The organism is Paracoccus zeaxanthinifaciens ATCC 21588, assembly GCF_000420145.1.
Taxonomy (GTDB): Bacteria; Pseudomonadota; Alphaproteobacteria; order Rhodobacterales; family Rhodobacteraceae; genus Paracoccus; species Paracoccus zeaxanthinifaciens.
The window spans coordinates 257023-282045 of sequence record NZ_ATUJ01000003.1; the positions used below are offsets into that span (position 1 = coordinate 257023).

Sequence of the window (25023 nt, forward strand, 5' to 3'; positions counted from 1 at the left end):
AGGCGGTCCGCATGCTGAGCTATCACGTCCGCGACGTCTTCACCGACCGCGCCTTTGCCGGAAACCCGCTGGCCATCGTGCTGGATGCCGACGGGCTGACGGACGCGCAGATGCAGACCATCGCGGCCGAGTTCAACCTGTCCGAGACGATCTTCGTCATGGCCCCGGCGAACCCCGATCACGACGCCGCCGTGCGCATCTTCCTGCCGCGCGCCGAGATCCCCTTTGCGGGACACCCCGTGATCGGCTGCGCGCTGCACCTGTCGGGCGGGCGCGACGGGCTGATCGCGCTGGAATGCCAGGCGGGCCTCGTCGAGGTGCGGATCGTTGACGGCACCGCCGAACTGACCGCCCCCGTCTTGCCGCGCATGGTTGCGGGCGATGTGACGACGGGCGATGCCGCGGCAGCGCTCGGGCTTGGCGCATCCGATATCGGATTCGGCGGCCACGCCCCCTGCCGGGCCGAGGCCGGGCCGGGCTTCGTCTTCGTGCCGCTGCGCGACATCGCGGCCCTGGAACGCGCGCGGCCTTCGGGCGACGCGTTCGCGGCGCTTACGGCGGGTCTGGGCAAGCTCTATGCATTCGCGCCCGATGGCGGCGGTTTCCGCGCCCGCATGTTCGCCCCGGAGATGGGCATCCCCGAGGATCCCGCCACCGGTTCCGCGACCGTCACACTGGCTGCGCCCCTGCTGGCCGCAGGCGCCCTGCACGAGGGCGAGAACGCCTTCGCCCTGCGCCAGGGTGTCGAGATGGGCCGCCCGTCCGATCTGGGCTTGCGCATTGACGTGGCGGATGGCGCGCTGACCCGCGTGCGCGTGTCGGGACGCAGCGCACCGGTCGCCTCGGGCCGGATCGCGATCCCGTCGATGTGACGCGCAACCGCCTTGCCCGCATCGCGCGGGCGGGGCATCCTGCGCCCATGTTCAAGGATATCCTCAACCGCCTTCTGGGCGAAGAGCCGCATCCCCAGCCGCTGGCCTCGTCCGAGGCCGAGCTGGCGATCGCCGCGCTGCTGGTCCGGGTCGCCCGGTCCGACGACAGCTATGACGAGACCGAGCGCCAGCGCATCGACCGCGTGCTGGCCCGCCGCCGCGGCCTGTCCCACGACGAGGCCGCGCATCTGCGGCATGAGGCCGAGGCGATGGAGGCCGAGGCCAGCGACACCGTCCGCTTTACCCGCCAGATCAAGGACATGATCGCGCTGGACGACCGCGCGGGCGTGATCGAGGCGATGTGGGAGGTGGCCTATGCCGACGAGGACCGCGCCGCCGACGAGGAATCGCTGATCCGGCTGGTCGCGGGGCTGCTGGGCATCCCCGACCGCGAAAGCGGCCAGATCCGCCAGCGCGTGCTGGACCGCATGGGCCTGCCGCGCAGCTAGAACCCCAGCCGGTCGCGCAGCCCGTACCAGGCCATGCCCGCCACCAGCAGCGGCCCCCGCAGCAGCGCACCGCCGGGAAAGGCGCGCGTGGGCACCGCCGCCATCGCGTCGAAGCGCCCCGCCTGCCCCGCGACAGCCTCGGCCATCAGCCGCCCCGCCAGCGTCGCCATCGCCACCCCGTGCCCCGAGAACCCGCTGGCCGACAGGCAGTTCGCCGCCGGTCGCGCGAAGCAGGGCATCCGGTTCATGGTGATCGCCAGCGTGCCGCCCCAAGCATGGGTCAGCTCGACCCCCTCCAGCTGCGGATAGACCGACAGCAGATGCGGACGCACGGTCGCGAAGATGTCCTTGGGGAAACGGTAGGTCACCGTCTCTCCCCCGCCGAAGACGAGGCGGCGTTCATGGTCCAGCCGCCAGTAGTTCACGACGAACTTGGTGTCGGCCACCGCGAAACGGTCGGGCAGGATCTCGGGGAAATCGTCGCCAAGCGGGCGGGTCGCCACGATATAGTTGTTGATCGGCATGACCCGCGCCGCGACATGCCCGTCCAGCCCGCCCAGATACCCGTTGGCCGCAAGGATCACGTGCCGCGCGCGCAGGCTGCCCTGCGCGGTGCGGACCGTGCTGTCCTGCCCGGCATGGGGCGCATGGTCGATGCCCGTCACCTCGGAGCGTTCATGGATCACCGCGCCCGCGTCACGCGCCAGCCGCGACATGCCCAAGCCCAGTTCCAGCGGCTGCACATGCCCCGCGCCCATGTCCACATCGCCCCCGGCATAGGCGCTGCTGCCGATGGCCTGCGCCAACCCCTCGCGGTCCAGCGGGCGCACCTTGTCGTAACCGTAGTTGCGCGCAAGGTGATCGGCCATGTGGCGGGCATGGGCGATCTCGGGGTCCGTCCGGCAGGCATGGGCGATGCCGAAGCGCACGGGGACGCCAGACTCGGCGGCCAGCGCGCGGGTCAGGGACTTCGCCTCCTCGGCCAGGTCCCACAGCCTGCGCGCCATGTCGCGGCCCAGCTGCGCCTCGAGCCAGTCGACCTCTTGGCGCTGGCCCGACCCGATCTGGCCGCCATTGCGCCCCGATGCGCCGAAGCCCACGCGCTGCGCCTCGAGCACGGTGACCGACAGGCCCTGCCGCGCCAGGTGCAGCGCCGCCGACAGGCCGGTATACCCCGCCCCGATCACCGCGACATCCGTGCGCTGATCCCCCTGCAGCGGCGGCAGGTCGGGCTGCGGCCCCGCCTGCGCCGCATAGAGGCTGGGCGGATAGGCCCCCGGCGCGTCGTTCAGATGCAGCAGGTTCATACGTTCAGCAGCAGGTGTTCGCGTTCCCACGGGCTGATGACCTGCAGGAACTCCTTGTATTCGTTCCGCTTCACGGCCTCGTAGACGGCGCAGAAATCCTCGCCCAGGACGCTGCGCATGGGGGCGCTGTCGGCCATGATGTCCAGCGCGTCGCCCAGGTTGTAGGGCAGCTCGTCCCGCGACATGTAGGCGTCGCCCAGGCATTCGGCGCGCGGGTTCTCGGCCTCGATCAGGCCCAGGTAACCGCAGGCAAGGCTGGCCGCGATCCCCAGATAGGGGTTGCAGTCCATCCCGGCCAGCCGGTTCTCGATCCGCCGCGCATCCGGCCCCGAGATCGGCACCCGAAGCCCCGTCGTGCGATTGTCGCGACCCCATTCCAGGTTGATCGGCGCCGCGAAGTCCGGGACATAGCGGCGATAGCTGTTCACATAGGGCGCCAGCAGCGCGACCGCCGCCGGCAGGTGCCGCTGCATGCCGCCGATGAAATGCAGGAAGGCCGCGGTTTCCTGCCCCCGATCGTCCGAGAAGATGTTGCGCCCCGTCGCCATGTCGGTGACGGAATGGTGAATGTGCATGGCGCTGCCCGGCTCTCCCTCGATGGGCTTGGCCATGAAGGTCGCGAAGCAGTCGTGACGCAGCGCCGCCTCGCGGATGAGGCGCTTGAAGTAGAAGATCTCGTCGGCCAGCGCCACCGGATCGCCGTGGTTGAGGTTGATCTCGACCTGGCCCGCGCCGCCTTCCTGCAGGATGCCGTCGATCTCGAAGCCCTGCGCCTCGGCGAAGTCGTAGATGTCGTCGATGACCTTGCCGTATTCGTCCACCGCCGACATGGAATAGGCCTGCTTCGCCGCAGCCCGCCTGCCGGTCCTACCCATGGGCGGGATGATCGGCTGGTTCGGGTCGATGTTGCGCGCGACCAGGAAGAACTCCATCTCGGGGGCGACGACCGGGTTCCACCCCTTGTCGCGATAGAGCTGGACCACGCGTTTCAGCACGTTGCGCGGCGCGGTCGGGACCGGGTTGCCCTGCTGGTCCACGGCGTCGTGGATCACCTGCAGCGTCCAGTCCGCCGTCCAGGGCGCGGCGGTCGCGGTGCTGAAATCGGGGGTCATCACCATGTCGGGTTCCGTGAAGGCCCCCGCGGGATTGTCCGCCCATTCGCCCGTGATCGATTGCAGGAAGATCGAGTTCGGAAGATAGAACTTCTCTTGCCGGGCGAATTTCGACGCGGGCATCGCCTTGCCGCGCGCGACGCCCGCGATGTCGGCCACGATGCACTCGACCTCGTCCAGGCGACGGCCGGCCATGTAGTCCCGCGCCGCCTGGGGCACCTTGTCGGTCCAATGGGTCATGCGGCACCCCTTCCCGTCTGTGCGGCCCTCGGGGCCTTGAAGAACGCCTCGATCCGGTCGGCCAGAAGGCCGGTATCCTTCGCCTCGCCCATGCGGGCCGCGGCGCGGTCAAGCAGGTCCTGCGGCACGACGCCCTTGGCGCGCGTATCCATCAACCCCTGGACGAAGGCATCCTCGAATTCGGGATGCGCCTGCACGGTAAAGGCACGGTCGTCATAGATCAGGGCCGCATTCTCGCAGAAGGCGTTGCGACCTGCGGGCACGGCACCTTCGGGCCGGGTCACGACCTGATCCTGGTGCCACGCGTTCAGCCGGACGTTCCGGCCGTCGAAATCGTAATCCTGCGCGCCGACGGCCCAGCCGCCCGCGAATTTCTCGACCTTGCCGCCAAGGGCCTGCGCGATGATCTGGTGGCCGAAGCAGATCCCCACCATCGGCACCGCACCGTCATAGGCGCGGCGAATGAAATCCTCGAGCGGGGGGATGAAGGCGTGATCCTCGTAGGCGCCGTGGCGCGATCCGGTCAGCAGCCAGCCGTCCGCGTCGTGGATGTCGGCGGGAAACTCCATCGCCTCGACATGCCAGATGCGGAACTCGAAGCCGCGCCCGTCAAGAAGGCGCAGGAACATGTCGGGATAATCGCCCAAGCCGTCCTTCAACTGGGCAGGCGACTGGCCGCATTGAAGTATGCCGATACGCATGAAAAACCTTGATGTTGCTGACATCGGAAAGGTAGCCATCCGAGAGGGTCAGCCGCAAGGGTCAAAGGAAGCCGAATGAACATCGCCATCGCACCCGAGGATCCGCGCAGCCCCGATCTGGACCTGCTGTTCGAACGCCACACGCAGGCCATGCATGCCGATACGCCGCCCGAATCGATCCACATGATGCCGCGCACGACGCTGGTGTCGGACAGCATCGGCTTCTTCGTGCTGCGCATCGACGGGGCAGCCTGCGCGATGGGCGCGCTGAAGCAGATCGGCGGGTCCGAGGGCGAACTGAAATCCATGCACGTCCTGTCCGAGCATCGCGGCGCGGGCCTGTCGCGGCTGATGCTGGCGCATCTGGTGGACGAGGCGCGGGCCCGCGGCCTGACACGGCTGTCGCTGGAAACCGGAGCGCAGGCCAGCTTCGCGGCGGCGCGCGGTCTCTATGCCAAGGCGGGCTTCGCCGAATGCCCGCCCTTCGGCAGCTATGCCCCCGATCCGAACTCGGTCTTCATGACCATCGCGATCTGAGGCAAAATCGCTTTGATTGCGCCGCGCCATGCGGCTAAGAGAAGCGCGTGGCCCCGTAGCTCAACTGGATAGAGCACGGACCTTCTAAGTCTGGGGTTGTGGGTTCAAGTCCTACCGGGGTCGCCAAATTCCATCATCGCATCAATGCGCCGCACGGCGCTGGTCGGCCTGCGATCCGGTCGCCGCGCGCGCGGATGACAGCACCTCCTCGAACGTGACGCGGTTCCGCCCCGCACTCTTGCTGCGATAGAGCATCCGGTCCGCCGCGGTCAGCCAGTATTCCGCGTCCAGCCCCGGCTCGGAGATGCCCCAGGCGACGCCCACGCTGATCGTCACATGGCCTGCCACGTCGGATGCGCCATGCGCGATGCCCAACCCCTCGACCCGCTTGCGGATCTGTTCGGCCATATGCGTCGCGCCGGCCTGGTCGGCATCGGGCAGGATGCAGGCGAACTCTTCTCCTCCGTGGCGGGCGGCGAAATCCGCGCCGCGCTTCATGCAGGACCCGATGGCCTGGCCGACCTCGCGCAGGCAGCGATCGCCTTCGGGATGGCCATGCGTGTCGTTGAAGCGCTTGAAGTGGTCGATGTCGATCAGGATCACCGCCAGCGTGCCCTCTTCCCGGGCAAGCCGCCGCAATTCGGATTGCAGGCGCCGTTCCAGCATCCGGCGGTTCCCCAGGCCCGTCAGCGCATCGGTCAGCGCCTGATCGGCCAGACTGTCGCGCATCCGCTTCATGCGGACATGGTTCGCGACCCGCTGGCGCAGGGATGCAGGGCGGATAGGCTTCATCACGAAATCGATGGCCCCCGCCGCAAGGCCGCGCAGCTCGGCCTCGTCATCGCCGAGGCCCGTCGCGAAGATCACCGGAATGTCGGCCAGAACGGCATCCGCCTTCATGCGGCGGCACAGCTCGTATCCGTCCATCTCGGGCATGACCACGTCAAGAAGGATCAGGTCCGGGCGAACCTCGTGGGCAAGATCGACGGCCTGCGATGCCGACAGCGCAAAGCAGACCTCGTATTCGTCGTCCAGCGCGGCGCAGCATATCTCGATATTGGCGGGATCATCGTCGATGATCAGGATCACGGGGCGATCGGTCATGTCAGTTTCCGGGTTCCGAGGGGAAGGGCCCGACCAGTGCGGCGGCAGCGGCATAATCGAGACGTTGGAGGGCGAGGGAGAGGGGATGCGACGCGCGGACCGGTCCGGCCACCTGGAGCGCGTCGGCCAGTTCGTCGAAGCAATGCCGCGCGGTAAGGCTACGGCGGCGGATGAGATCGCTCAGCTTCTGCCTCAGCGCCTCGGCCTGGGCGGGATCGCCCGCGCTGGCGGCTTCTGCCGCGACGGGGGCGAGCGAGTTGGCGGCGGCCAGGGCCGCTTCCAGATTGGTGACCAGTTCGGGCATCAGCGGATCGACCGGCTCGCCCCTGGCGATGGCGGTCTCGATCCGGCCGGCGGCGATTGCCAGGTCCGGCAGGCCCAGCGAGGCCGAAACCCCCTTCAGGCTGTGGGCCAGCCGGTGGGCCGATTCGCGGTCGGCCTCCAGCTCCAGGATCAGCCGCCGGGCGGTATCGGCATGGTCGCGGGCGAAATCGCCGATCAGCTTGCGCAGCAGCGCCTGCCTGCCGCCCAGCCGTCGCAATGCGTCATCCAGGTCGAAGGGCGGCAGCGCGGGGGGCAATCCCGCAGGTGCCTGCGCAACGGCCACGGCGGCAGGCGCATCGCCCCCGACATGGCGCATCAGCACGCGGATCAGGCGATCCGGATCCACGGGCTTCGAGACGTGATCGTTCATCCCCGCCTCGAGACAGCGCTGCCCCTCCTCGTCGAAGGTATGCGAGGTCATGGCGATGATCGGCAGTTCCGTGCGGTCGTGCCGCAGCCGGATGCGCCGCGTGGCCGTCAGCCCGTCCAGGCGCGGCATCTGCAGGTCCATCAACACCGCGGCATAGCTTTGGGCCCAGACCTTCTCGATGGCCTCCTGCCCGTCCTCGGCGCAGTCCACCTCCAGCCCGGCCTCGGTCAGAAGGGCCAGCGCGATCTCGCGGTTGATGGGATTGTCCTCGACCAGCAGCACGCGGCGACCCTCCAGCCCGCCTTCGGGGCGGGGCTGCGCGACACGCGGCGGCGCAGCCTCGAGCATGACCGAGAAGGTGAAGGTGCTGCCCTGTCCGGGCCTGCTGTCGGCGCGGATCCAGCCCTGCATCTGCGTCACGATCTGGCGGCAGATGGTCAGCCCCAGCCCCGTGCCGCCGAAGCGGCGCGTGGTGGTCGCGTCGGCCTGGGTGAAGGGCGCGAACAGGCGCCCGATCTGATCCTCGGTCATGCCGATGCCGCAATCGCGGACCGAAACCTCCAGCCGCAGCAGGGCGCCGTCGCGCTCTGCCAGCCTTGCATGGATGGTGATCGTCCCGTCCTCGCTGAACTTGATCGCGTTGCTCAGCAGGTTCAGCATCACCTGGTTCAGGCGCAGCTCGTCGCCCAGCATCAGGGCGGGAACGTCGTCGTCGATGGCGATGCTCAGGTCCAGCCCGCGATTGCGCATATCCTCGGCCATCAGCTGGGCCTGGCCGGAAATGGCGGCTCGCAGGTCGAATTCGTGACGTTCGAGCAGCAGCTTGCCGGCCTCGTTCTTCGAGAAGTCCAGCAGGTCGTTCACCAGCCGCAGCAGGGCCGTGCCCGCGGATGCGATCTTGCCCAGCTGGTCGCGCTGCCGATCATCCAGGGGGCTGCGCTGCAACAGGTGGCAGAAGCCCAGCACGGCGTTGATGGGGGTGCGGATCTCGTGGCTCATATTTGCAAGGAACATGCTCTTCGTGCGGGTCGCGGCCTCGGCCTCGGTGGTGCGTTCCTGCAGGGCGCGACCCTTGGCGGCCAGTTCATCACGCACCCGAGACAGGTCGACGAAGGAATCGACCGTCCGGTCCCGCACCCACAGCAGAACCACGGTCTGGAAGGCCACGATGCCCCCATGCAGCATGACGCGGCCGAACTCTCCTCCGTTCGAGAAGACGGCGCTTGGCAGGACATAGGACAGGACAAGATGGTGCAGCGTCGTCGCGATGGCCGCCGCAAGCAGCGCGCCGCGGTCGAACCATCCCAGGTTCAACGCCAGCAGCGCGAAGAAATACATGTGCATGTCCATCTGCCAGGGATGCCCGCGAAGGATCAGCAGCAGCATCGCGGGCTGCGCGACCAACGCAACGGCGGCAAGGTATCGCGTGCGGGGGGCGATGCCCCAGGCCCGCCAGACCTGATGATAGGTCAGGGCAAGCGCCACGGACACGCCACCCGCCATCCAGACCGGCATCCGGTCCGTCATCGTGGCAGCCAGCGCCATCACCGGGACATGCGCCCAGAACAGCAGGACCAGCATCGCCCCGAAGCGCGTGCGCAGCTTGTCGAGCTCGGATCTCATGCCGTGTTCCCGCCCGATGCGCAGCCCAGATCCGCGGCATTGGGCAGCACCAGCCATGCACCTTCGGCCCGCAGGCGCGCGGCAAAGCCCGGATCGTCCGACAGCGCGATTCCCGTGCCCGGAATGGTCCCGCTGCGCAGCAGCCCGCCGCCCGCACGCCAGGCGATATCCATCAGCCCCAGATCGCCCGCGCGGGGATCGGTGACGATCAGGAACTGGCCATCAACCCCAGGTCGTGTCACCTGCACCGTCACCAGAACGGCCAGAAGCACGAAACCAAGGCAAAGCGCCGGAAACCAATCGGGCATGGGGCTGCCGCCAGATACAATCCTCATCCTGCACTTCTTTCGCATAGGTTGTAGGAACTGCATAGGCCAAGCATGGGCGCCGCGTCCCGTGCTGGATAGAATTCGAAAGAATCGCTTTTTACGAAAAGGTTTATCGTCCGCGACATTCTGCGCGCTTGCGATCACCCAAAGCCGGTTTCAGCATCGCGCGATGGAGAATGTCACCATGACCGACTGGCCCGATACGCGACGGCGCGCGCGCGACATGCTGGATGCCTTCATCCCGCATGCGGGCGCCGAATATGCCCGGAATCGCGGCATGGACCTGGGGCCGGGATCGCATCGGCACGTGTCGCGCCTGTCGCCAGCGCTGCGGCACCGGCTGGTCACGGAACGCGAATGCATCGCCGCCGCGCTGGACGCCCACGGGCAACAGGCCGCCAAGTTCGTCGACGAGGTCTTCTGGCGCAGCTACTTCAAGGGCTGGCTGGAACAGCGCCCGCAGGTCTGGACCGATGCCCGTCCGACCACCCTGCCCGACGACCGGACGCTGGATGCGATGCGGGGGCGGACCGGCATCGACTGCTTCGACGCATGGGTACGCGAACTGGTCGCGACGGGATATCTGCACAACCATGCGCGGATGTGGTTCGCCTCGATCTGGATCTTCACGCTGCGGCTGGACTGGCGGCTGGGCGCGGATTTCTTCCTGCGCCACCTGCTGGACGGGGACGCGGCATCGAACACGCTGTCCTGGCGATGGGTCGCGGGCCTGCACAGCCAGGGCAAGTCCTATCGCGCGGATCCCGACAACATCGCGCGCTTCACCGATGGCCGCTTCCGCCCGACGGGCCTTGCGTCCGAGGCTCCGCCCCTGTCCGAGGGTGCGCCCCCGCCGCGCATCCCCCTGCCCCGCCCCGCGCCGCCCCTGCCCGAAATGCCCGCGGGCCTGCTGATCACGGCCGAGGATTGCCGCCCCGAGGATCACGCATGGCCCTGCCCCATCAGCGGCGCGGCGACGCTTGCCGGCAGCCATCTGCGGTCCAGCGAACCCGTCGCGCCGATGGTCCGCGCGTTCGAGGAGGCCGCCCTTGCCGATGCCGCCCGTCGCCACGGCGGCCAAGTGACGGCACTGCACGCGGGCGATCCGCAGGTGCTGGTCGATTGGGCGGCGGATATCGGCGTGCGCCAGATCGTGACGCCTTACGTGCCCGCAGGCCCCATGCGCGACTGGCTGGACGACGCTGCCCCGACGCTGGACCGTGCGGGCATCGTGCTGCGGCAGATGCGGCGCGACTGGGACGACCTTGTCTGGCCCCATGCGACGGCGGGCTATTTCAAGCTGAAGAAGAACATCCCCCGCATCCTTCAGGCGGCGGACCTGGGCTGAGCCTGTCACCGTTCTGCCACGTCGCAAACGCCCGTTGCGCAAGGCTCGTCCCCGACGCATGGTCGCCCCGTTCGGCACGAAAGGAAGCCCATGTCCCGACCCGGCACCCCATCGGAAGTCTTTCGCGTGTTCCTGCGGCTGGGTCTGACCTCGTTCGGGGGGCCCATCGCGCATCTGGGCAATTTCCGGGACGAGCTGGTGACCCGCAGGCAATGGCTGGACGACCGCGCCTATGCCGACCTGGTCGCCCTGTGCCAGTTCCTGCCGGGTCCGGCCTCGAGCCAGGTCGGCTTCGCGCTTGGTCTGATGCGCGCGGGGTGGAGGGGCGCGGCGGCGGCGTTCCTGGCCTTCACCCTGCCCTCGGCCCTGATCCTTGCGATCTTCGCCATGGGCTGGGGCGCGGGGGGTGGCGCACTGACGGGGCTGAAGATCGTCGCCGTCGCCATCGTCGCGCAGGCGGTGCTGGGCATGTCGCGCAGTCTGTGCCCGGATCGCGAACGGGCGGCAATCGCGGTGGGGGCCGTCGCGATGCTGGCGCTGCTGCCGACGGCGGTGGGCATGATCGCGGCGATCCTCATGGGCGCGCTTGCCGGGCTTGCGCTGAACCGCGGCGAACCGAGCCCGGGGGGACATTCGCCCGCCATGCCGGTCACGCGTGGCCAGGCAAGGGCGGCGGCCATCGGCTTCGCACTGCTGCTTGCGCTGCCGCTGCTGATCGGATCGGGGCTGTTCACGGGCTTCTTCCGCGCAGGCGCGCTGGTCTTCGGCGGCGGGCATGTCGTGCTGCCACTGCTGGAACAGGCGACCGTCGGCAATGGCTGGCTGGGGCGGGACAGCTTCCTTGCGGGCTATGGCGCGGCGCAGGCGGTGCCGGGGCCGCTGTTCACCTTCGCGGCCTATCTGGGCGCGGCGATCGACGGGATCCCCGGCGCGGCCATCGCGCTAGGCGCGATCTTCCTGCCGGGCTTCCTGATCCTGGTGGCCGCGCTGCCGCATTGGGACCGGCTGCGTCGGGCACCCCGCGCGCAATCGGCGATGCAGGGCGCGAATGCCGCGGTCGTCGGCATCCTGGGGGCCGCGCTCTATGATCCGGTCTTTACGGGGGCCATCGGCGGGATGGGCGATTTCGCGCTGGCCCTTGCGGGCTTCGTCGCGCTGGTCTCGTGGCGGATGCCGCCCTGGACGGTCGTCGCCGCCAGCGCGCTGCTGGGCGCGGTGATCGCCTAGGGCTGCGCAGGCGTCGGCAGGCGGAAGTTCCAGGCGATCAGAAGGTTCAGGATCACCGCGCCGACCAGCGACCACAGGAACTGGTCCAGCGGCAGCACGAAGGCCGCCATCCCGAAGATCACGGCATCGAAGCCCATCTGCACCCAGCCCGCCTTGATGCCGCGCGTCTCCTGCAGCCACAGCGCCAGGATGCCGATCCCGCCTGCGCTGGCCTTGTGGCGGAACAGCGCGATCAGGCCGATGGCGATGCAGCAGCCCGCAAGGATCGCGCCCAACGGCACCGGCAGCGTCTGGAAGGTGATCAGCCGCCCCAGCAGCGGCGACAGCGTGGATATGCCCGCGACCGCGATCAGCGTGCGGATCGTGAAGGCCGGGCCGCGCTTGCGCCAGGCCAGCACGTAGAAGGGCAGGTTCAGCGCGAAGAAGGCCAGCCCGAAGGACAGCGGCGTGGCGAATGACGCCAGCACCGACAGCCCCGCAAGCTGGCCCGTGACCAGTCCGCAGGATTCGAGGAACAGCACGCCGAGGCTTGTCATCACGATCCCGAAGGCGATGCCCTGGACATCGTGAAACTGTTCCATCCTGCGGCTCATGCGGCATCCCCCTGCATCGGTTCTGCCGCCTTCTATCGGCCCTGCCCGCGTCCTTGCAAGACGCAGCCGTCAGTCGTAGGCGCCGGCCGAGTAGGTCAGCTCGTAGCTGTGGCTGTAGAGCTCGAAGACGATGCCGAACGGATCCTCGACATAGACCATGCGATAGGGCTTCTCGCCGGGGAAGTATTCGCGGATGGGCATGCGCTGACGGCCGCCCGCCGCGACGATCTTCGCGGTCAGTCCCTCGACGTCGGGGTCCTGGATGGCGAAGTGGAACGTGCCGTGGCGGCGGAAGTCCAGGTTCTCCTCGGGGGGGCGGTTGCCGTCGAACTCGAACAGTTCCAGGCCGATCCGGTCCGAGGTCGCCAGATGCGCGATGCGCAGGCGGTTCCAGCCCGCGCCCAGCACGTCGGTGCACATGATGCCGATGTCGCTGTCATCCTCGACCACCTCGGTCGGGCCCATGATGACATAGAGACCCAGCACGTCGCGATAGAATTCGACGGCCTTGTCGAGGTCGGGAACCGAGAGGCCGATATGGCTGAAGCTGCGAGGATACATGATCGCTCCTTTCGTGTGATTGGTCCGGATCGCGATGCGACACGGCGCCTGATGCGTTCTGGGATGGAAATGGACTTGAACTGCGCGAACATCAAATTAGCATTCGTCGCATTATTCATAACGATACGTTTGCCATGCTGAACGCGACCTGGCTCGAGACCTTTCGCATCCTGTGCCGCACCGGCAGCGCGACCCGCGCCGCGCGGGCGCTGAACATGACGCAGCCCGGCGTCTCGCAGCATCTGCGCAAGCTGGAAGGTCAGGTCGGGGCCGAGCTGGTCCTGCGGCAGGGCAAGGGGTTCGTTCCGACCGAGGCGGGCCGCGCCCTGCGCGACCTTGCCGAGGCCCGCCACGACGAGGAACGCGCCCTGCGCGACAGGCTGCGCGGCGACGACCCCGACCGGGGCGGCATGGCGATCGCCTGCTCGGGCAGCTTCGCGCTGATGCTGGGACCGCGCCTGATCGCCCATGCGGCCCCCCGCCCCGACCTGTCCGTCACGCTCGAGGCCGCCCCGCAGCGCAGCATCGTCGAGGGCGTGCTATCCGGACGCTTCGACCTGGGGGTGCTGCATGCCGATCCGGCCCATTCCCGGATCGAGGCGCAGCCCATCGGCCAGGAGGAGCTGTGCCTGATCCTGCCGCGCGACGCGTCGATCCCGGGGGGCATCGACGATCTGCAGGAACGCGGGCTCGTCGGGCATCCGGATGCCGCGATGCTGGCGGACCTGCTGCTGGGGCCGAACTTCGTCGATCATCCGGGCGGCGACAGGCTGCGCCAGCGGATGCATGTGAACCAGATCGGCCAGATCCCCCTGCCGGTGGCGCAGGGGATCGGCTGGACCATCCTGCCCCGCAGCGGCATCGACGGCAGTTCCAGCCGCGACCGGCTGGCGATCTGCCCCCTGCCGGTCCCCGTGCACCAGCCGCTATGGCTGATCGGGCTGGCGGGGCGTCAGCGGCCCAGCCGGCTGGCAGTGGCGGAAGGGATCATCCGCGACACCGCCGCGCTGCTGGATCAGACCGTGTCCAGATACAGCTCGACCGTCTCCTCGTCCGACAGCTCGGACATGTAGAACAGTTCCTGCCGCTTGGTCATGAGATAGTTGTCGATCAGGTGCTGCGGGAAGATGCGCCGCATCTCGGGGCATTCGGCAAAGGCCTCGATCGCGGAACCCCAATCGGTGGGAAGCTGCTCGAGGTTCTTGTCATAGGCGTTGCCGGTGAAGGGCGCGGGCGCCTCGAGCCGGTCTTCCAAGCCGTTCAGAGCGGCCCCCAGGATCGCCGCGATGGTCAGATAGGGGTTCACGTCGCCCCCGGCCACGCGATGCTCGATCCGGCGGGCCTTCGGCCCCGAGGACGGGATGCGGATCGCCGCGGTCCGGTTCTCGTAGGCCCAGCCGATGCCGGTGGGCGCATGGGCGTTCGGCACCAGGCGGTCGTAGCTGTTCTCGTGCGGGGCGAACAGCAGCGTCGATCCGGGCATGGCGCGCAGGCAGCCCGCGACGGCGTGGCGCAGCTGGTCGGTGCCGCGCTCGGTCCCGTCGTCGAAGATGTTGCGACCGTCCTTGTCCAGGACCGAGAAATGCATGTGCATCCCGTTGCCGGTGAACGCCTCGTAGGGCTTGGCCATGAAGCTGGCGGCAAAGCCGTAGCTGCGGGCGATCCCCTTGACCAGCATCTTGAACAGCCAGGTGTCGTCGGCGGCCTTCAGCGGATCGGCCTGGTGCATCAGGTTGATCTCGAACTGGCCCAGCCCGGCCTCGGAGATGGCGGTATCGGCGGGGATGTCCATCGATTCGCAGGCTTCGTAAAGCTGCGTGAAGAACTGATCGAAGGCATCCAGCGCGCGCAGGCTCAGGACCTCGCCCCCCGTGCGGCGCTTGCCGGAACGGGGGCTGGGGGGCACGCGCAGCTGGCGGCCGCTGTCGTCGATCAGGAAGAATTCAAGCTCGGTCGCGACGACGGGCACAAGGCCCGCAGCCTCGTAGCGTTCGACCACGCGGGCCAGCGCCTGGCGGGGATCGCCCTCGTAGGCGCGCCCATCGGGATGGAACATCCACAAGGGCAGCAGCGCGGTCGGCGCGTCCAGCCAGGGCATCGGCAGGAAGCCGCGTTCCGTCGGCATCAGCAGCCCGTCGGGATCGCCGGATTCGAAGACCAGCGGGCTGTCCTCGACATCCTCGCCCCAGATGTCCAGGTTCAGCACCGAGAAGGGAAACTTGGTCCCCTCCTCCATCAGCTTGCCGGCATAACGCGCGGCGAGGCGCTTGCCGCGCGCCACCCCGTTCAGATCTGCAGCCGCGACGCGGATCGTCTTGACTTCGGGGTGTTCACGCAACCATTCCATGGATCATCTCACCAGCTGGGGCCTGTACCTGACGCGCCCGCCCTGCCCCGGAAGATGTCGGTTCAGGCGCTTGTTCACACTGCCGAAAAGCCAGATCAGCAGCAAGGTGGCGACGATGAAATACCCGGCCGCCACCGGATAGGCCACGAAGGGGTTGAAGGTGCGGTCCGCGAAATAGTTCGCATAGTACAGCGCGTCGCCCCGCTGCTGGAATGCCGGGAAGCCCGAGAAGTAGACCAGCGTCGTGGCGTGGAACAGGAAGATCGCCTCGTTGGTGTAGGCGGGCCAGGCCAGGCGCAGCATGGTGGGCCAGGTGATGCGGCGGAACCGCGACCAGCCCGCAAGGCCATAGGCGTCGGCGGCCTCGATATCGCCCTTGGGGACCGACATCAGCGCGCCGTGGAAGATCTGTGCGGAATAGGCCGAGGTGTTCAGGATCAGCACGATCAGCGCCCCTGCCCAGGCCTTGGTCAGCCAGCTGGTCGCGACGGTGAACCCGAAGATCTCGATCCCCGCGCGGGGCAGCATGACCAGCGCCTCGTAAGCCAGAAAGAACTGGATGAACAGCGGGCTGCCGCGGAACACGAAGATGAACCCGTCGGCCAGCTTGCGCAGCAGGGTGTTGCGACCGGCCCGCGCGACCGCCAGCCCCGTCGCGATGAAGAAGCCGACGAACAGCGCCAGCACCGCGAAATACAGGTTCCAGATCAGGCCCGAGCCGATCAGCACGACCTGCTGGCACAGGTCGAAATCCGATCGCGGCAGCAGGCGTTCGCCCATGCCGATGGATCGCAGGGCATAGTTCGAGAAGGTTTCGGCGCAGGTCATGCGGCCCCCTTGCGCAGGGCTTCGCCCGCAAGCGTCGCCTGACCCGCCGACAGGCGGCGCGTCAGCCGCCCGATGATACGCTCGGACCCCCAGGTCATCAGAAGATAGAAGACCAGGATCGCGAAGAAATAGTACAGCCGCCAGTCGGGATGCGGATAGGTGAAGGCGCTGGTCTTGGCCCCGCCCAGTTCGCGCGCCCAGTAGACGATGTCCTCGACCCCCAGCAGGAACAGCAGCGGCGTGGCCTTGATCAGGATCATCCACAGGTTCGACAGGCCGGGAATGGCATAGGTCCACATCTGCGGAATCAGGATGCGGCGGCTGACCTGGCGCTGCGTCAGGCCGTAGGCCTCGGCGGTTTCAAGCTGCGCGCGGGGGACGGCACGCATCGCGCCCGCCAGCACGTTCGCCGCGAAGGCACCGAACACCACCGCGAAGGCCATCACCGCCAGCGCGAAGCCATAGACCTCGTGGACCCATTGCGGATCGGTCGAGAGCGGCAGCTTGGCCGCGGCGCAGACGACGAAATCGTTGCCCTGCCGGATCGGCGCGTCGCTGTCGCACAGCGCCTTGTGGCGCAGCCATTCCAGCCCCTGATCGACCGCGATGGGCACGAACAGGAAGAACAGGATGTCGGGCACACCCCGCACCATCGAGGTATAGAGCCAGCCGAACCAGCGCAGCGGCGCGATCCGCGACCGCGAGGCCAGCGCGCCCCCGAAGCCGAAGGCCAGCGCCAGCGGCGCGGTGATCGCCAGCAGCAGCAGCACGGTGCCGAAGCTGGCATAGAACATCATGTGCTTGCCCGATGTGAGGTAACACATCAGCCAAGGCAGCCCCTCGAGCAGGGCGGGATCGGCGCATCGGGCAAGCATCCTGGGTCTTCCTTCAGGCCGCCCGCGAAGGGGCGGCCATCGCTTGGATCATTCGTAGACGGTGGCGTCTTCGCCAAGCCACTTCTTGATCAGTTCGTTGATGGTGCCATCTTCCTTCAGCTCGGTGATGACGGCGTCCAGCTTCTCGCGCAGCTCGGCGTCGGACTGGCGCAGGCCGATGCCGATGCCGTTGCCCAGCGCCACGTCCTCGCCCACGAAGACCAGCGCGCCCGAGGATTCCTCGACATGCGGGGTCAGGACGTCCTTGTCGGCCAGCACCGCGTCGGCCTCGCCGTTGCGGACGGCGGCCAGCGTGTCGTCGAGCGTGGCGTATTCAAGCAGCGTCGCGCCGCTTTCGGACACGTGGCCCGCCTGGATGGTGCCCGCCTGCGCGGCGACGATGGCGGTCGCGGGGTCGATGTCGTCCGACAGCGCCACATAGGCCGAGGCGATCGGCGGGATGTAGTTCTGCGTGAACGAGATCACCTCCTCGCGCTCTTCGGTGATGCTCATGCCGGCCATGATGGTGTCGTAGTTGCCCGACACCAGGTTCGGGATGATCGAATCCCAGTCGTTGGTGACCCAGGTGCAGTCCAGCTCGGCGCGCTCGCAGACGATATCGCCCAGCTCGCGCTCGAAGCCGTCGACCTCGCCGGAATCGTTGATGAAGTTGTACGGAGGATAGGCGCCCTCGGTGCCCATGCGCAGCGTCTCGGCCGAGGCCGCGCCAGCACCCATCGCAAGGATCGCGGCGGTCAGTACGATCTTCTTCATTCGTCTTTCTCCCGTTGGTTTTATTCGTTCAGCCGGCCATCGTCGCGGACAGGAACTGCCGCAGGCGGTCGGTCTTGGGGGCCCCGAACAGCTGTTCGGGCGGGCCTTCCTCGCAGATGACGCCCTGGTGCAGGAACACGACATGGTCGCTGACATCCGCCGCAAGGCGCATGTCATGCGTCACAAGGATCATGGTGCGATGCTCGGCCGCAAGATCCTTGATGACCTTGACGACCTCCTGCTGCAATTCGGGGTCCAGCGCGCTGGTCGGTTCATCGAACAGCAGCGCCTTGGGCTGCATGCACAGCGCACGCGCGATGGCGGCGCGCTGCTGCTGGCCGCCCGACAGCTGGGCGGGCCAGGCGTCGCACTTGTCGCCGATGCCGACCTTGGCCAGCAGGGCGCGGGCGCGGGTCTCGACCTCGGCGCGATCCTCGCCCAGGACGGTGACGGGGGCCTCCATGACGTTCTGCAGGATCGTCATGTGGGACCAAAGGTTGAACTGCTGGAAGACCATCGACAGGTTGGTGCGCAGGCTGCGCACCTGAGTGCGGTCGGCCGGATGGCGACCGTGGCCCTGCCCCTTCCAGCGGACGGGCTGCCCCTCGAACAGGATCTCGCCCTCCTCGCTCTGCTCCAGCAGGTTGCAGCAGCGCAGAAGCGTGGACTTGCCGGACCCGGACGATCCGATCAGGCTGATGACATGGCCGCGCGGTGCGCGCATCGAGACGCCCTTCAGAACCTGAAGGTCGCCATAGGATTTGCGAAGCCCCCGGATCTCGATGACCGGGGCGGCGGCGTCTGCTGTCATGTCGTTCCTGTCGTTCATCCGCGAATAGGGCGGGAATTGCGCCGGTTTTGCAACCGGGCATGTCGGGCAACCTGCCGATATTGGCAGATTGCCGCAGCGTCAGCCGGTCTTACTGCGCGATCTCGATGCTGTACTTCTCGATCACGGTATTGGCCAGCAGACCTTCGCACATGCGCGCGACCTCGGCCTTCGCAGCCTCGGGATCGGTCGCTTCCAGGTCAAGCTCGATCAGCTTGCCCTGGCGGACGCCGCCGACCCCCTTGTGGCCCAGGCCGCCCAGGGCGTGGCGGATCGCCTCGCCCTGCGGGTCCAGAACGCCGTCCTTCAGCATGATGGTGACAAGAGCTTTCATGGCGGCCTCTCAGTTGATCGCGGTCGGTTTCAGGCTGGTCGTGTTGGCGGGCATCAGGCCCAGCCGGCGGGCGACCTCGGTATAGGCGTCCGTCAGATCGCCCAGGTCGCGGCGGAACACGTCCTTGTCCAGCTTCTGGCCAGTCTTGACGTCCCACAGCCGGCAGCTGTCGGGGCTGATCTCGTCGGCGACGATCAGGCGCATGAAGTCGTTGTCCCAGACGCGCCCGATCTCGATCTTGAAGTCGATCAGCTTGATGCCCGCGCCGTAGAACACGCCCGACAGGAAGTCGTTCACGCGCAGCGCCAGGCTGACGATGTCGTCCAGATCCTGCTGCGTGGCCCAGCCGAAGGCGATGATATATTCCTCGGACACCATCGGATCGCCCAGCTCGTCGTTCTTGAAGCTGTATTCCACGATGGGACGGGGCAGCATCGTGCCCTCTTCCAGGCCCAGCCGCTTGGCCAGCGAGCCTGCCGCGAAATTGCGCACGATCACTTCCAGCGGCACGATCTCGACCTGGCGGATCAGCTGCTCGCGCATGTTGATGCGGCGGATGAAGTGGTTCGGCACGCCGATATTCGTCAGGCCCTGCATGAAGAACTCGGACAGGCGGTTGTTCAGCACGCCCTTGCCTTCGATGGTGGCCTTCTTCTGCGCGTTGAAGGCGGTCGCATCGTCCTTGAAGTACTGGACCAGCGTGCCCGGCTCAGTGCCTTCGTACAGGATCTTCGCTTTGCCTTCGTATATCTTCTTGCGCCGCGGTGCCATGGCCCGACCGTCCTTTCGCATGTCCCCGATGCCGCGCCTTATCGCGAAACACCCCCCACACGCAATACGAGGCTTGCCTGCACGGGGTCCGCATGCCCATATCTGTGTGATAAGACAGCAGGAGGGTCCGATGACCACATTCGACGATCGCGAACGCGCTTATGAATCCAAGTTCGCCCATGACGCCGAGCTGCGCTTCAAGGCCGAGGCCCGCCGCAACCGCCTGCTGGGCGAATGGGCGGCGGAACTGCTGGGCAAGACCGGCGACGATGCCCGCGCCTATGCCATGAGCGTGGTGACATCGGACTTCGAGGAACCGGGCGAGGAGGACGTCTACCGCAAGGTCGCGGCCGACCTGGACGGCAAGGCCGATGCCGACACGATCCGCGCCAAGATGACCGAGCTGACCGCGGAGGCCCGCCGGCAGGTCGCCGACGAGGCCTGAGCGTTCAGGCCGGGGCGGCTGCCGCCTCGGCCCTTGGATAGAGGCGGATCATCGTGACCGCCCGCGCGGCGTTCAGCGCCATGAGCGCCGCCCACAGCCCGTGATTGCCCATCACCGGCGGCAGCAGCAGCAGCAGCAGCACGAAGACCGCGACCGACTGGATCATCGCCACGCGCATCTCTCGTGTCAGGGTCGCGCCGATGAAGATGCCGTCCAGCATCCACGCCCCCGCCCCCAGCAGCGGCGCGATGCCGATCCAGGGCAGGTAGTGGCGCGCCTCGGCCCGGACGCCCGGTGCCGTGGTCAGCAGGTCGATGATCGGCCCGCCCGCCGCCATGAAGAACAGGCCCAGCACGACCGCGCCGCCCATTCCCCATTTCGATGTCAGCACCGATGCCCGGCGCACCCTGTCGGGACGCCCCGCGCCCACGGCCTGCCCGACCAGGCTTTCGGCGGCGAAGGCGAAGCCGTCCAGCGCGAAGGCCGTCAGCGTCACGAATTGCAGCAGGACCTGGTTCGCGGCCAGCGTCACGTCGCCCTGCCCCGCCCCCAGGAACAGGAAGCTGGTCATGCAGCCCTGCAGCAGCACCGAGCGGATCATGATGTCGCCATTGACGCGCGCGAAGCGTTCCAGCTTGGCCCGCGCCAGCAGCGCGGCCCCGCTGCGTGCGGCGGCGATGGCCCGCGCGATGACCGGACGCGCCAGCCACAGCCCGACGCCCAGCCCCGCGAATTCCGCCACCAGCGTCGCCCAGGCCACGCCCGCCACCCCCAGGCCCAGCCCCAGCACGAACCACAGGTCCAGCGCCACGTTCAGCCCGTTCTGCAGCAGTTGCAGCCCCAGCACCGCGCGGGTGCGTTCGACCGCGATCAGCCAGCCGGTCAGCGCATAGAGCCCGATCGTCGCGGGTGCGCCCCAGATGCGGATGGCAAGATAGTCGCGCGCTAGGCTCTCGACCTCGGGGCTGGCGGGCGCCAGCCGGAACGCCGCCCAGAAGATCGGTGCCTGCAACGCGACAAAGGCCAGACCCGCCGCGAAGGCGATGACCAGCGCGCGCAGCAGATGCGCGCCGACCTCGGGGGTATCGCCCGCGCCATGCGCCTGCGCCACCAGCCCCGACGTGCCCATCCGCAGGAACCCGAAGATCCAGTAGATCGAGGCCAGGATCACCGCGCCGATCCCCACCGCCCCGATGGGTTCGGGCGCGCCCAGCTGACCGACCACGCCCGTATCGACCAGCCCCAGGATCGGCACCGTCAGGTTCGACAGCACGATGGGCACGGCGATGTGCAGGACCCGGTTTCGGGTCAGCTCGGCCCCGCTCATTGCTGGGGCATCAGGAAATGCCCCGTCGCCTGCGCCATCAGCCGCGAGCGGTTGTCCTGCCAGGTCTCGACATGGACGCTGGCATAGCGGCGGCCCGACCGGATGATCCGCGCCCGCGCATAGGCGTCGCGCGGCAGCCCCGACCGGAGGTAGTCGACAGTGAAGTCGATGGTCTTGGGCAGGCGCGGCACGCTGCCCGGCACCTCGGCGGTGGGGGCGATGCGGCCTGCCTCCATGTCCTCCCACATGGCGGTCCAGGCCAGTTCCATGATGGCGGTCATTTCAAGGAAGGCCGCCGTCACGCCGCCATGGATCGCAGGCAGGCGCGGATTGCCGATCAGCTTCTCGTCGAAGGGCAGGATGGCCGTCAGCTCGTCGCCGCGGCGGTCGAACTGCACGCCCAGCCACTGCATGTAGGGCACGCCCGCGACAAGCGCCTTCAGCGCCGAATCGCGGCGGGACTTGATCTGGTGAAGCGGTTCGTTGCGATCGCCCATGGCTTACCTCTCGATCGTGAAGGCGCCGGTCGCGGTCGCCACGGGGTTTCCGCCGTCCTCGTCCAGCGCGACGGCGCGCAGGAAGGCCACGCTGCGGGTCATGTGATAGCATTCGGCACGCGCGGTGATGCGCTGGCGCGGGGTGGCCGACCGCATGTAGTCGATGCGCAGGTCCAGCGTCGCGGTGGATCGCGGCTGGCTGGGATGGCACATGACCGCCGCACCCGAACAGGTATCCATCAGCGCCGAGATGACGCCGCCGTGGATCACGCCCGTGTGCGGATCGCCGACCAGATGCTCGGCCCAGGGCATCGAGATGACGGCACGGCCCGCGCCGATCTCGTCCACGCGCATCTGCAGCGCCTTTGCATGTGGCAATTGCTCGATGAAGGCCTGGGCAAGCTCGGCCCTCTGGGCGGCATCGGGGGCCGGACGGTCCTCGGACATGGGTGCTCCTGTCGTTTTGGAATGAATATCCCTGCCCGTGCACAAGGCTCAACCCCGTCGATTCGGTTGAGATGCGTTCGCCGATTGCCTAAGTTGACGCCAAGGGAAATTCCACAGGAGGCGCGGATGACCGGGGACGAACTCAGTTTCAAGGAAATGTGCGCACGATTCGACGTCACGCCGCGCACGCTGCGGTATTACGAATATATCGAGCTGCTGCAGCCCCGCAAGGAAGGGCGTGCCCGCTACTATGGCCCGCGCGAGGTGGCGCGGATGACGCTGATCCTGCGCGGCCGCCGCTTCGGCTTCAGCCTGGAGGATATCCGCCAATGGCTGCTGATCTATGACAAGCAGGGATCGCGCGAGCAGTACCAGACCTGGGTCGAGATGGCCGAACGGCAGCTGGGGGTGCTCGACGAACAGATCAGGGACCTTCAGGGCGCCCGCGACGAGTTGGAGGAGCTGCGTCGCGCCACCGCCGAGGAACTGAGCCGCATGGGCTGACGCGGCGGCAGGCGGATCGTGACGCGGCGTCTCGCTTACGTTCGCGTCAACCTGCTCATATGTTCAGCCCAAGGACGACAAGCCGGTGAAGGAGGAGAAGCCGCCAGATGTCCGACACGCTGATGACCATCCGAGAGATGTGCGACGCCTTCGAGGTGACGCCCCGCACGCTTCGCTTCTACGAGGCGCGCGAGCTGATCTTCCCGCAGCGGCGGGGGCAGCACCGTCTCTATGACCGCCGCGACAGGGCGCGCCTGACGCTGATCCTGCGCGGGAAGCGGTTCGGCTTCAGCCTCGAACAGATACGGCAGCTTCTCGAGCTTTATGAACCCGGTGGCGTGAACCGCACCCAGATCGCCGCGACGATCGAGGTGGGACGCGACCGCCTGGCGGACATGGAGCGTCAATACGCCGAGCTGAGCATCGCCATCGACGATCTGCGCAGGCAGATCGCGGATGCCGAACGCCGGCTGGTCGCCGACACAGATGAACATCCCACGGGGTAACGCCATGCCGATCTATGAACCGCCCGTCCGCGACTTGCAATTCGTGCTGCATGACCTGCTGAAGCTGTCGCAATCCGACCTGCCCGGCCATTCCGATCTGGATCCCGAATTCACCGAGGCGATCCTCGATGCCGCGGGCAAGCTGTCCTCCGAGGTGCTGGCGCCGCTGAACCGCGTCGGCGACGAACAGGGCTGCGTGCTGGAAAACGGCGTCGTCCGCACGCCCGAGGGCTTCGACAAGGCGTTCGAGGCGATGAAGGAAGGCGGCTGGACCGCGCTGGACTGCGACCCCGAATATGGCGGCCAGGGCATGCCCTACGTGCTGGGCACCGCGGTGGGCGAGCTGTTCGTCAGCGCCAACATGGCCTTCAACATGTACCAGGGCCTGACCCATGGTGCCTATTCGGCGATCCATGCCCATGGCACGGACGAACAGAAGCAGACCTATCTGCCCAAGATGGTCACCTGCGACTGGACCGGCACCATGAACCTGACGGAGCCGCATTGCGGCACCGACTTGGGCATGCTGCGCACCAAGGCCGAACCGCAGGACGACGGCAGCTATCTGATCACGGGCCAGAAGATCTTCATTTCCGCCGGCGATCACGACCTGGCCGAGAACGTCATCCACCTGGTGCTGGCCAAGGCCCCCGGCGGCGGCGAGGGCACCAAGGGCATCAGCCTGTTCATCGTGCCGAAATTCCTCGTGAACGAGGACGGATCGCTTGGGCAGGCCAACGGCGTCTCGGTCGGTTCGCTGGAAGAGAAGATGGGCATCCACGGCAACGCCACCTGCGTCATGAACTATGACGGCGCGAAGGGCTGGCTGCTGGGCGACCTGCACAAGGGCATGCGCGCCATGTTCACCATGATGAACGAGGCCCGCCTGGGCGTCGGCCTGCAGGGCTATGCCTGCGCGGTGCCCGCCTATCAGAACGCGCTGGCCTATGCGAAGGACCGCCTGCAGGGCCGCGCCGTCACCGGTGCGAAGAACCCCGCCGGTCCGGCCGATCCGCTGATCGTGCATCCCGACATCCGCCGCAGCCTGATGGACCAGAAATCCTTCCTGGAAGGCGCGCGTGCGCTGGCCCTGTGGGGTGCGCACCTGATCGACCGCACCCACATGGCGAATGATGCGGATGCCGAGGGCATGATCTCGCTCATGACGCCGGTCATCAAGGGCTTCATGACCGACAAGGGCCTGGAAACCACGATCCTTGCCCAGCAGGTCTTCGGCGGCCACGGCTATGTCGAGGAATGGGGCATGTCGCAATTCGTCCGCGATGCGCGCATCACCATGATCTACGAAGGTGCGAACGGCGTGCAGGCGCTGGACCTTGTCGGCCGCAAGCTGGCGCAGGACGGCGGCAAGCATGTCATGGCCTTCTTCGAGATGGTGAAATCCTTCTGCAAGGACCATTCCGAAGGCCCGCTGGCCGACGACTTCATCGCGCCCCTGAAGGCCGCGTCCAAGGATCTGCAGACCGCCGCCATGTTCTTCATGGAACGCGGGATGAAGAACCCCGACGACGCGCTGGCAGGCAGCTACGACTTCATGCACCTGTTCGGGCACGTGACCTTCGGCCTGATCTGGGCGCGGATGGCCGTCACCGCGCAGGCCGCGCTGGACGCAGGCACCGCCGACGAGGCGTTCTATCGCACCAAGCTGGCGACCGGGCGCTACTACATGAAGCGGCAGCTGCCCATGACCGCCACGCATCTGGCACGCATCCAGTCGGGCGCCGACACGGTGATGGCGCTGGAGGCGGAAGCGTTCTGAGA

General features: G+C 67.6%; 28 protein-coding genes and 1 tRNA gene. 11 read left to right on the forward strand and 18 right to left on the reverse strand.

The window, feature by feature from the left end:
* Positions 1-11: 11 nt before the first annotated feature.
* Together F804_RS0104555 and F804_RS0104560 are read left to right on the forward strand one after the other, a co-directional pair.
* Positions 12-872: a PhzF family phenazine biosynthesis protein gene (locus F804_RS0104555; RefSeq protein ID WP_022706567.1), complete on the forward strand. Its 861-nt coding sequence runs from the start codon at positions 12-14 to the stop codon at positions 870-872.
* Positions 873-919: 47 nt separating this feature from the next.
* Positions 920-1381 carry a tellurite resistance TerB family protein gene (locus F804_RS0104560; RefSeq protein ID WP_028725616.1) on the forward strand — a complete coding sequence of 154 codons (462 nt, stop codon included), beginning with the start codon at positions 920-922 and terminating at the stop codon, positions 1379-1381.
* Here F804_RS0104560 and F804_RS0104565 read toward each other — a convergent pair.
* The 3 genes from F804_RS0104565 to F804_RS0104575 are packed head-to-tail and all read right to left on the reverse strand — an operon-like array spanning position 1378 to position 4741.
* Positions 1378-2688, reverse strand: coding sequence for an NAD(P)/FAD-dependent oxidoreductase (locus F804_RS0104565; RefSeq protein ID WP_022706569.1), 1311 nt, complete (start codon positions 2686-2688; stop codon positions 1378-1380). The genes F804_RS0104560 and F804_RS0104565 overlap by 4 nt on opposite strands.
* A complete protein-coding gene (locus tag F804_RS0104570) occupies positions 2685-4040 on the reverse strand; it encodes a glutamine synthetase family protein (protein WP_022706570.1) in 1356 nt (451 codons plus the stop codon). Before F804_RS0104570 ends, F804_RS0104565 begins: the two co-directional genes overlap by 4 nt.
* Complete coding sequence (locus F804_RS0104575; protein ID WP_022706571.1) at positions 4037-4741, reverse strand: type 1 glutamine amidotransferase; 705 nt, start codon at positions 4739-4741, stop codon at positions 4037-4039. Before F804_RS0104575 ends, F804_RS0104570 begins: the two co-directional genes overlap by 4 nt.
* Before the next feature lie 75 nt (positions 4742-4816).
* Here F804_RS0104575 and F804_RS0104580 point away from each other — a divergent pair, with 75 nt between their 5' ends.
* Both F804_RS0104580 and F804_RS0104585 read left to right on the forward strand, forming a co-directional pair.
* Complete coding sequence (locus tag F804_RS0104580; RefSeq protein ID WP_022706572.1) at positions 4817-5278, forward strand: GNAT family N-acetyltransferase; 462 nt, start codon at positions 4817-4819, stop codon at positions 5276-5278.
* A gap of 49 nt (positions 5279-5327) precedes the next feature.
* Positions 5328-5404, forward strand: a tRNA-Arg gene (locus F804_RS0104585).
* A 15-nt stretch (positions 5405-5419) separates the two neighbouring features.
* Here the strand turns inward: F804_RS0104585 and F804_RS15630 are convergent.
* Genes F804_RS15630 through F804_RS15640 form a run of 3 tightly spaced genes read right to left on the reverse strand, consistent with a single transcriptional unit; the run spans position 5420 to position 8971 of the window.
* The gene (locus F804_RS15630; RefSeq protein ID WP_022706573.1) at positions 5420-6382 is read right to left on the reverse strand and encodes a diguanylate cyclase domain-containing protein; all 963 of its coding nucleotides are present in this window, start codon (positions 6380-6382) and stop codon (positions 5420-5422) included.
* Between the two features lies 1 nt (position 6383).
* Positions 6384-8699 (reverse strand): ATP-binding protein, encoded by a 2316-nt coding sequence (locus F804_RS15635; RefSeq protein ID WP_022706574.1) that lies wholly within the window; start codon positions 8697-8699, stop codon positions 6384-6386.
* Complete coding sequence (locus F804_RS15640) at positions 8696-8971, reverse strand: hypothetical protein (protein WP_156845201.1); 276 nt, start codon at positions 8969-8971, stop codon at positions 8696-8698. Before F804_RS15640 ends, F804_RS15635 begins: the two co-directional genes overlap by 4 nt.
* Positions 8972-9212: 241 nt before the next feature.
* On the opposite strand from F804_RS15640, the gene F804_RS0104605 reads away from it, so the two are divergent.
* Both F804_RS0104605 and chrA read left to right on the forward strand, forming a co-directional pair.
* On the forward strand, positions 9213-10376 hold the full coding sequence (locus F804_RS0104605) for an FAD-binding domain-containing protein (RefSeq protein WP_028725617.1): 1164 nt from the start codon (positions 9213-9215) through the stop codon (positions 10374-10376).
* 90 nt (positions 10377-10466) lie between these two features.
* Complete coding sequence (chrA, locus tag F804_RS0104610; RefSeq protein WP_022706577.1) at positions 10467-11603, forward strand: chromate efflux transporter; 1137 nt, start codon at positions 10467-10469, stop codon at positions 11601-11603.
* Here chrA and F804_RS0104615 read toward each other — a convergent pair.
* Complete coding sequence (locus F804_RS0104615) at positions 11600-12196, reverse strand: YitT family protein (RefSeq protein WP_028725618.1); 597 nt, start codon at positions 12194-12196, stop codon at positions 11600-11602. The genes chrA and F804_RS0104615 overlap by 4 nt on opposite strands.
* Before the next feature lie 69 nt (positions 12197-12265).
* Positions 12266-12757 (reverse strand): lactoylglutathione lyase family protein, encoded by a 492-nt coding sequence (locus tag F804_RS0104620; protein ID WP_022706579.1) that lies wholly within the window; start codon positions 12755-12757, stop codon positions 12266-12268.
* 134 nt (positions 12758-12891) lie between these two features.
* On the opposite strand from F804_RS0104620, the gene F804_RS15645 reads away from it, so the two are divergent.
* Entirely contained in the window at positions 12892-13830 is a 939-nt protein-coding gene (locus tag F804_RS15645; protein ID WP_022706580.1) for a LysR family transcriptional regulator, read from the forward strand.
* Here the strand turns inward: F804_RS15645 and F804_RS0104630 are convergent.
* From F804_RS0104630 to purC, 7 genes are all read right to left on the reverse strand, one after another.
* Positions 13773-15104, reverse strand: a complete 1332-nt coding sequence (locus F804_RS0104630) for a glutamine synthetase family protein (protein WP_022706581.1) — start codon at positions 15102-15104, stop codon at positions 13773-13775. The genes F804_RS15645 and F804_RS0104630 overlap by 58 nt on opposite strands.
* A 3-nt stretch (positions 15105-15107) precedes the next feature.
* Positions 15108-15932, reverse strand: coding sequence for an ABC transporter permease (locus F804_RS0104635; protein WP_022706582.1), 825 nt, complete (start codon positions 15930-15932; stop codon positions 15108-15110).
* Positions 15929-16807, reverse strand: a complete 879-nt coding sequence (locus tag F804_RS0104640; protein ID WP_022706583.1) for an ABC transporter permease — start codon at positions 16805-16807, stop codon at positions 15929-15931. The genes F804_RS0104635 and F804_RS0104640 overlap by 4 nt, the downstream gene beginning before the upstream one ends.
* Before the next feature lie 48 nt (positions 16808-16855).
* Positions 16856-17581, reverse strand: a complete 726-nt coding sequence (locus tag F804_RS0104645) for a transporter substrate-binding domain-containing protein (protein ID WP_022706584.1) — start codon at positions 17579-17581, stop codon at positions 16856-16858.
* A gap of 28 nt (positions 17582-17609) precedes the next feature.
* Complete coding sequence (locus F804_RS0104650) at positions 17610-18392, reverse strand: ABC transporter ATP-binding protein (protein WP_022706585.1); 783 nt, start codon at positions 18390-18392, stop codon at positions 17610-17612.
* Between the two features lie 109 nt (positions 18393-18501).
* Positions 18502-18744, reverse strand: coding sequence for a phosphoribosylformylglycinamidine synthase subunit PurS (purS, locus tag F804_RS0104655; protein WP_022706586.1), 243 nt, complete (start codon positions 18742-18744; stop codon positions 18502-18504).
* 9 nt (positions 18745-18753) lie between these two features.
* On the reverse strand, positions 18754-19515 hold the full coding sequence (gene purC, locus F804_RS0104660) for a phosphoribosylaminoimidazolesuccinocarboxamide synthase (RefSeq protein ID WP_022706587.1): 762 nt from the start codon (positions 19513-19515) through the stop codon (positions 18754-18756).
* Between the two features lie 130 nt (positions 19516-19645).
* On the opposite strand from purC, the gene F804_RS0104665 reads away from it, so the two are divergent.
* Entirely contained in the window at positions 19646-19960 is a 315-nt protein-coding gene (locus tag F804_RS0104665; protein ID WP_022706588.1) for a DUF1476 domain-containing protein, read from the forward strand.
* Positions 19961-19964: 4 nt separating this feature from the next.
* Here the strand turns inward: F804_RS0104665 and F804_RS0104670 are convergent, their stop codons facing one another.
* Genes F804_RS0104670 through F804_RS0104680 form a run of 3 tightly spaced genes read right to left on the reverse strand, consistent with a single transcriptional unit; the run spans position 19965 to position 22231 of the window.
* Positions 19965-21287 carry an MATE family efflux transporter gene (locus F804_RS0104670; protein WP_022706589.1) on the reverse strand — a complete coding sequence of 441 codons (1323 nt, stop codon included), beginning with the start codon at positions 21285-21287 and terminating at the stop codon, positions 19965-19967.
* On the reverse strand, positions 21284-21784 hold the full coding sequence (locus F804_RS0104675) for a PaaI family thioesterase (RefSeq protein WP_022706590.1): 501 nt from the start codon (positions 21782-21784) through the stop codon (positions 21284-21286). Before F804_RS0104675 ends, F804_RS0104670 begins: the two co-directional genes overlap by 4 nt.
* 3 nt (positions 21785-21787) lie before the next feature.
* Positions 21788-22231 carry a PaaI family thioesterase gene (locus F804_RS0104680; RefSeq protein WP_022706591.1) on the reverse strand — a complete coding sequence of 148 codons (444 nt, stop codon included), beginning with the start codon at positions 22229-22231 and terminating at the stop codon, positions 21788-21790.
* A 126-nt stretch (positions 22232-22357) separates the two neighbouring features.
* On the opposite strand from F804_RS0104680, the gene F804_RS0104685 reads away from it, so the two are divergent.
* The 3 genes from F804_RS0104685 (at position 22358) to F804_RS0104695 (ending at position 25021) form a co-directional block, all read left to right on the forward strand.
* On the forward strand, positions 22358-22735 hold the full coding sequence (locus F804_RS0104685; protein WP_022706592.1) for a MerR family transcriptional regulator: 378 nt from the start codon (positions 22358-22360) through the stop codon (positions 22733-22735).
* Between the two features lie 107 nt (positions 22736-22842).
* Entirely contained in the window at positions 22843-23241 is a 399-nt protein-coding gene (locus F804_RS0104690; RefSeq protein WP_022706593.1) for a MerR family transcriptional regulator, read from the forward strand.
* Between the two features lie 4 nt (positions 23242-23245).
* Positions 23246-25021 carry an acyl-CoA dehydrogenase C-terminal domain-containing protein gene (locus tag F804_RS0104695; RefSeq protein ID WP_022706594.1) on the forward strand — a complete coding sequence of 592 codons (1776 nt, stop codon included), beginning with the start codon at positions 23246-23248 and terminating at the stop codon, positions 25019-25021.
* Positions 25022-25023: the final 2 nt, after the last annotated feature.

Excerpts from the sequence above, each read along its gene's own strand:
- F804_RS0104555 (WP_022706567.1), top strand. The coding sequence starts at position 12 with ATGCTGAGCTATCACGTCCGCGACGTCTTCACCGACCGCGCCTTTGCC.
- F804_RS0104560 (WP_028725616.1), top strand. The coding sequence starts at position 920 with ATGTTCAAGGATATCCTCAACCGCCTTCTGGGCGAAGAGCCGCATCCC.
- F804_RS0104565 (WP_022706569.1), bottom strand. The coding sequence starts at position 2,688 with ATGAACCTGCTGCATCTGAACGACGCGCCGGGGGCCTATCCGCCCAGC.
- F804_RS0104570 (WP_022706570.1), bottom strand. The coding sequence starts at position 4,040 with ATGACCCATTGGACCGACAAGGTGCCCCAGGCGGCGCGGGACTACATG.
- F804_RS0104575 (WP_022706571.1), bottom strand. The coding sequence starts at position 4,741 with ATGCGTATCGGCATACTTCAATGCGGCCAGTCGCCTGCCCAGTTGAAG.
- F804_RS0104580 (WP_022706572.1), top strand. The coding sequence starts at position 4,817 with ATGAACATCGCCATCGCACCCGAGGATCCGCGCAGCCCCGATCTGGAC.
- F804_RS15630 (WP_022706573.1), bottom strand. The coding sequence starts at position 6,382 with ATGACCGATCGCCCCGTGATCCTGATCATCGACGATGATCCCGCCAAT.
- F804_RS15635 (WP_022706574.1), bottom strand. The coding sequence starts at position 8,699 with ATGAGATCCGAGCTCGACAAGCTGCGCACGCGCTTCGGGGCGATGCTG.
- F804_RS0104605 (WP_028725617.1), top strand. The coding sequence starts at position 9,213 with ATGACCGACTGGCCCGATACGCGACGGCGCGCGCGCGACATGCTGGAT.
- chrA (WP_022706577.1), top strand. The coding sequence starts at position 10,467 with ATGTCCCGACCCGGCACCCCATCGGAAGTCTTTCGCGTGTTCCTGCGG.
- F804_RS0104615 (WP_028725618.1), bottom strand. The coding sequence starts at position 12,196 with ATGAGCCGCAGGATGGAACAGTTTCACGATGTCCAGGGCATCGCCTTC.
- F804_RS0104620 (WP_022706579.1), bottom strand. The coding sequence starts at position 12,757 with ATGTATCCTCGCAGCTTCAGCCATATCGGCCTCTCGGTTCCCGACCTC.
- F804_RS15645 (WP_022706580.1), top strand. The coding sequence starts at position 12,892 with ATGCTGAACGCGACCTGGCTCGAGACCTTTCGCATCCTGTGCCGCACC.
- F804_RS0104630 (WP_022706581.1), bottom strand. The coding sequence starts at position 15,104 with ATGGAATGGTTGCGTGAACACCCCGAAGTCAAGACGATCCGCGTCGCG.
- F804_RS0104635 (WP_022706582.1), bottom strand. The coding sequence starts at position 15,932 with ATGACCTGCGCCGAAACCTTCTCGAACTATGCCCTGCGATCCATCGGC.
- F804_RS0104640 (WP_022706583.1), bottom strand. The coding sequence starts at position 16,807 with ATGCTTGCCCGATGCGCCGATCCCGCCCTGCTCGAGGGGCTGCCTTGG.
- F804_RS0104645 (WP_022706584.1), bottom strand. The coding sequence starts at position 17,581 with ATGAAGAAGATCGTACTGACCGCCGCGATCCTTGCGATGGGTGCTGGC.
- F804_RS0104650 (WP_022706585.1), bottom strand. The coding sequence starts at position 18,392 with ATGACAGCAGACGCCGCCGCCCCGGTCATCGAGATCCGGGGGCTTCGC.
- purS (WP_022706586.1), bottom strand. The coding sequence starts at position 18,744 with ATGAAAGCTCTTGTCACCATCATGCTGAAGGACGGCGTTCTGGACCCG.
- purC (WP_022706587.1), bottom strand. The coding sequence starts at position 19,515 with ATGGCACCGCGGCGCAAGAAGATATACGAAGGCAAAGCGAAGATCCTG.
- F804_RS0104665 (WP_022706588.1), top strand. The coding sequence starts at position 19,646 with ATGACCACATTCGACGATCGCGAACGCGCTTATGAATCCAAGTTCGCC.
- F804_RS0104670 (WP_022706589.1), bottom strand. The coding sequence starts at position 21,287 with ATGAGCGGGGCCGAGCTGACCCGAAACCGGGTCCTGCACATCGCCGTG.
- F804_RS0104675 (WP_022706590.1), bottom strand. The coding sequence starts at position 21,784 with ATGGGCGATCGCAACGAACCGCTTCACCAGATCAAGTCCCGCCGCGAT.
- F804_RS0104680 (WP_022706591.1), bottom strand. The coding sequence starts at position 22,231 with ATGTCCGAGGACCGTCCGGCCCCCGATGCCGCCCAGAGGGCCGAGCTT.
- F804_RS0104685 (WP_022706592.1), top strand. The coding sequence starts at position 22,358 with ATGACCGGGGACGAACTCAGTTTCAAGGAAATGTGCGCACGATTCGAC.
- F804_RS0104690 (WP_022706593.1), top strand. The coding sequence starts at position 22,843 with ATGTCCGACACGCTGATGACCATCCGAGAGATGTGCGACGCCTTCGAG.
- F804_RS0104695 (WP_022706594.1), top strand. The coding sequence starts at position 23,246 with ATGCCGATCTATGAACCGCCCGTCCGCGACTTGCAATTCGTGCTGCAT.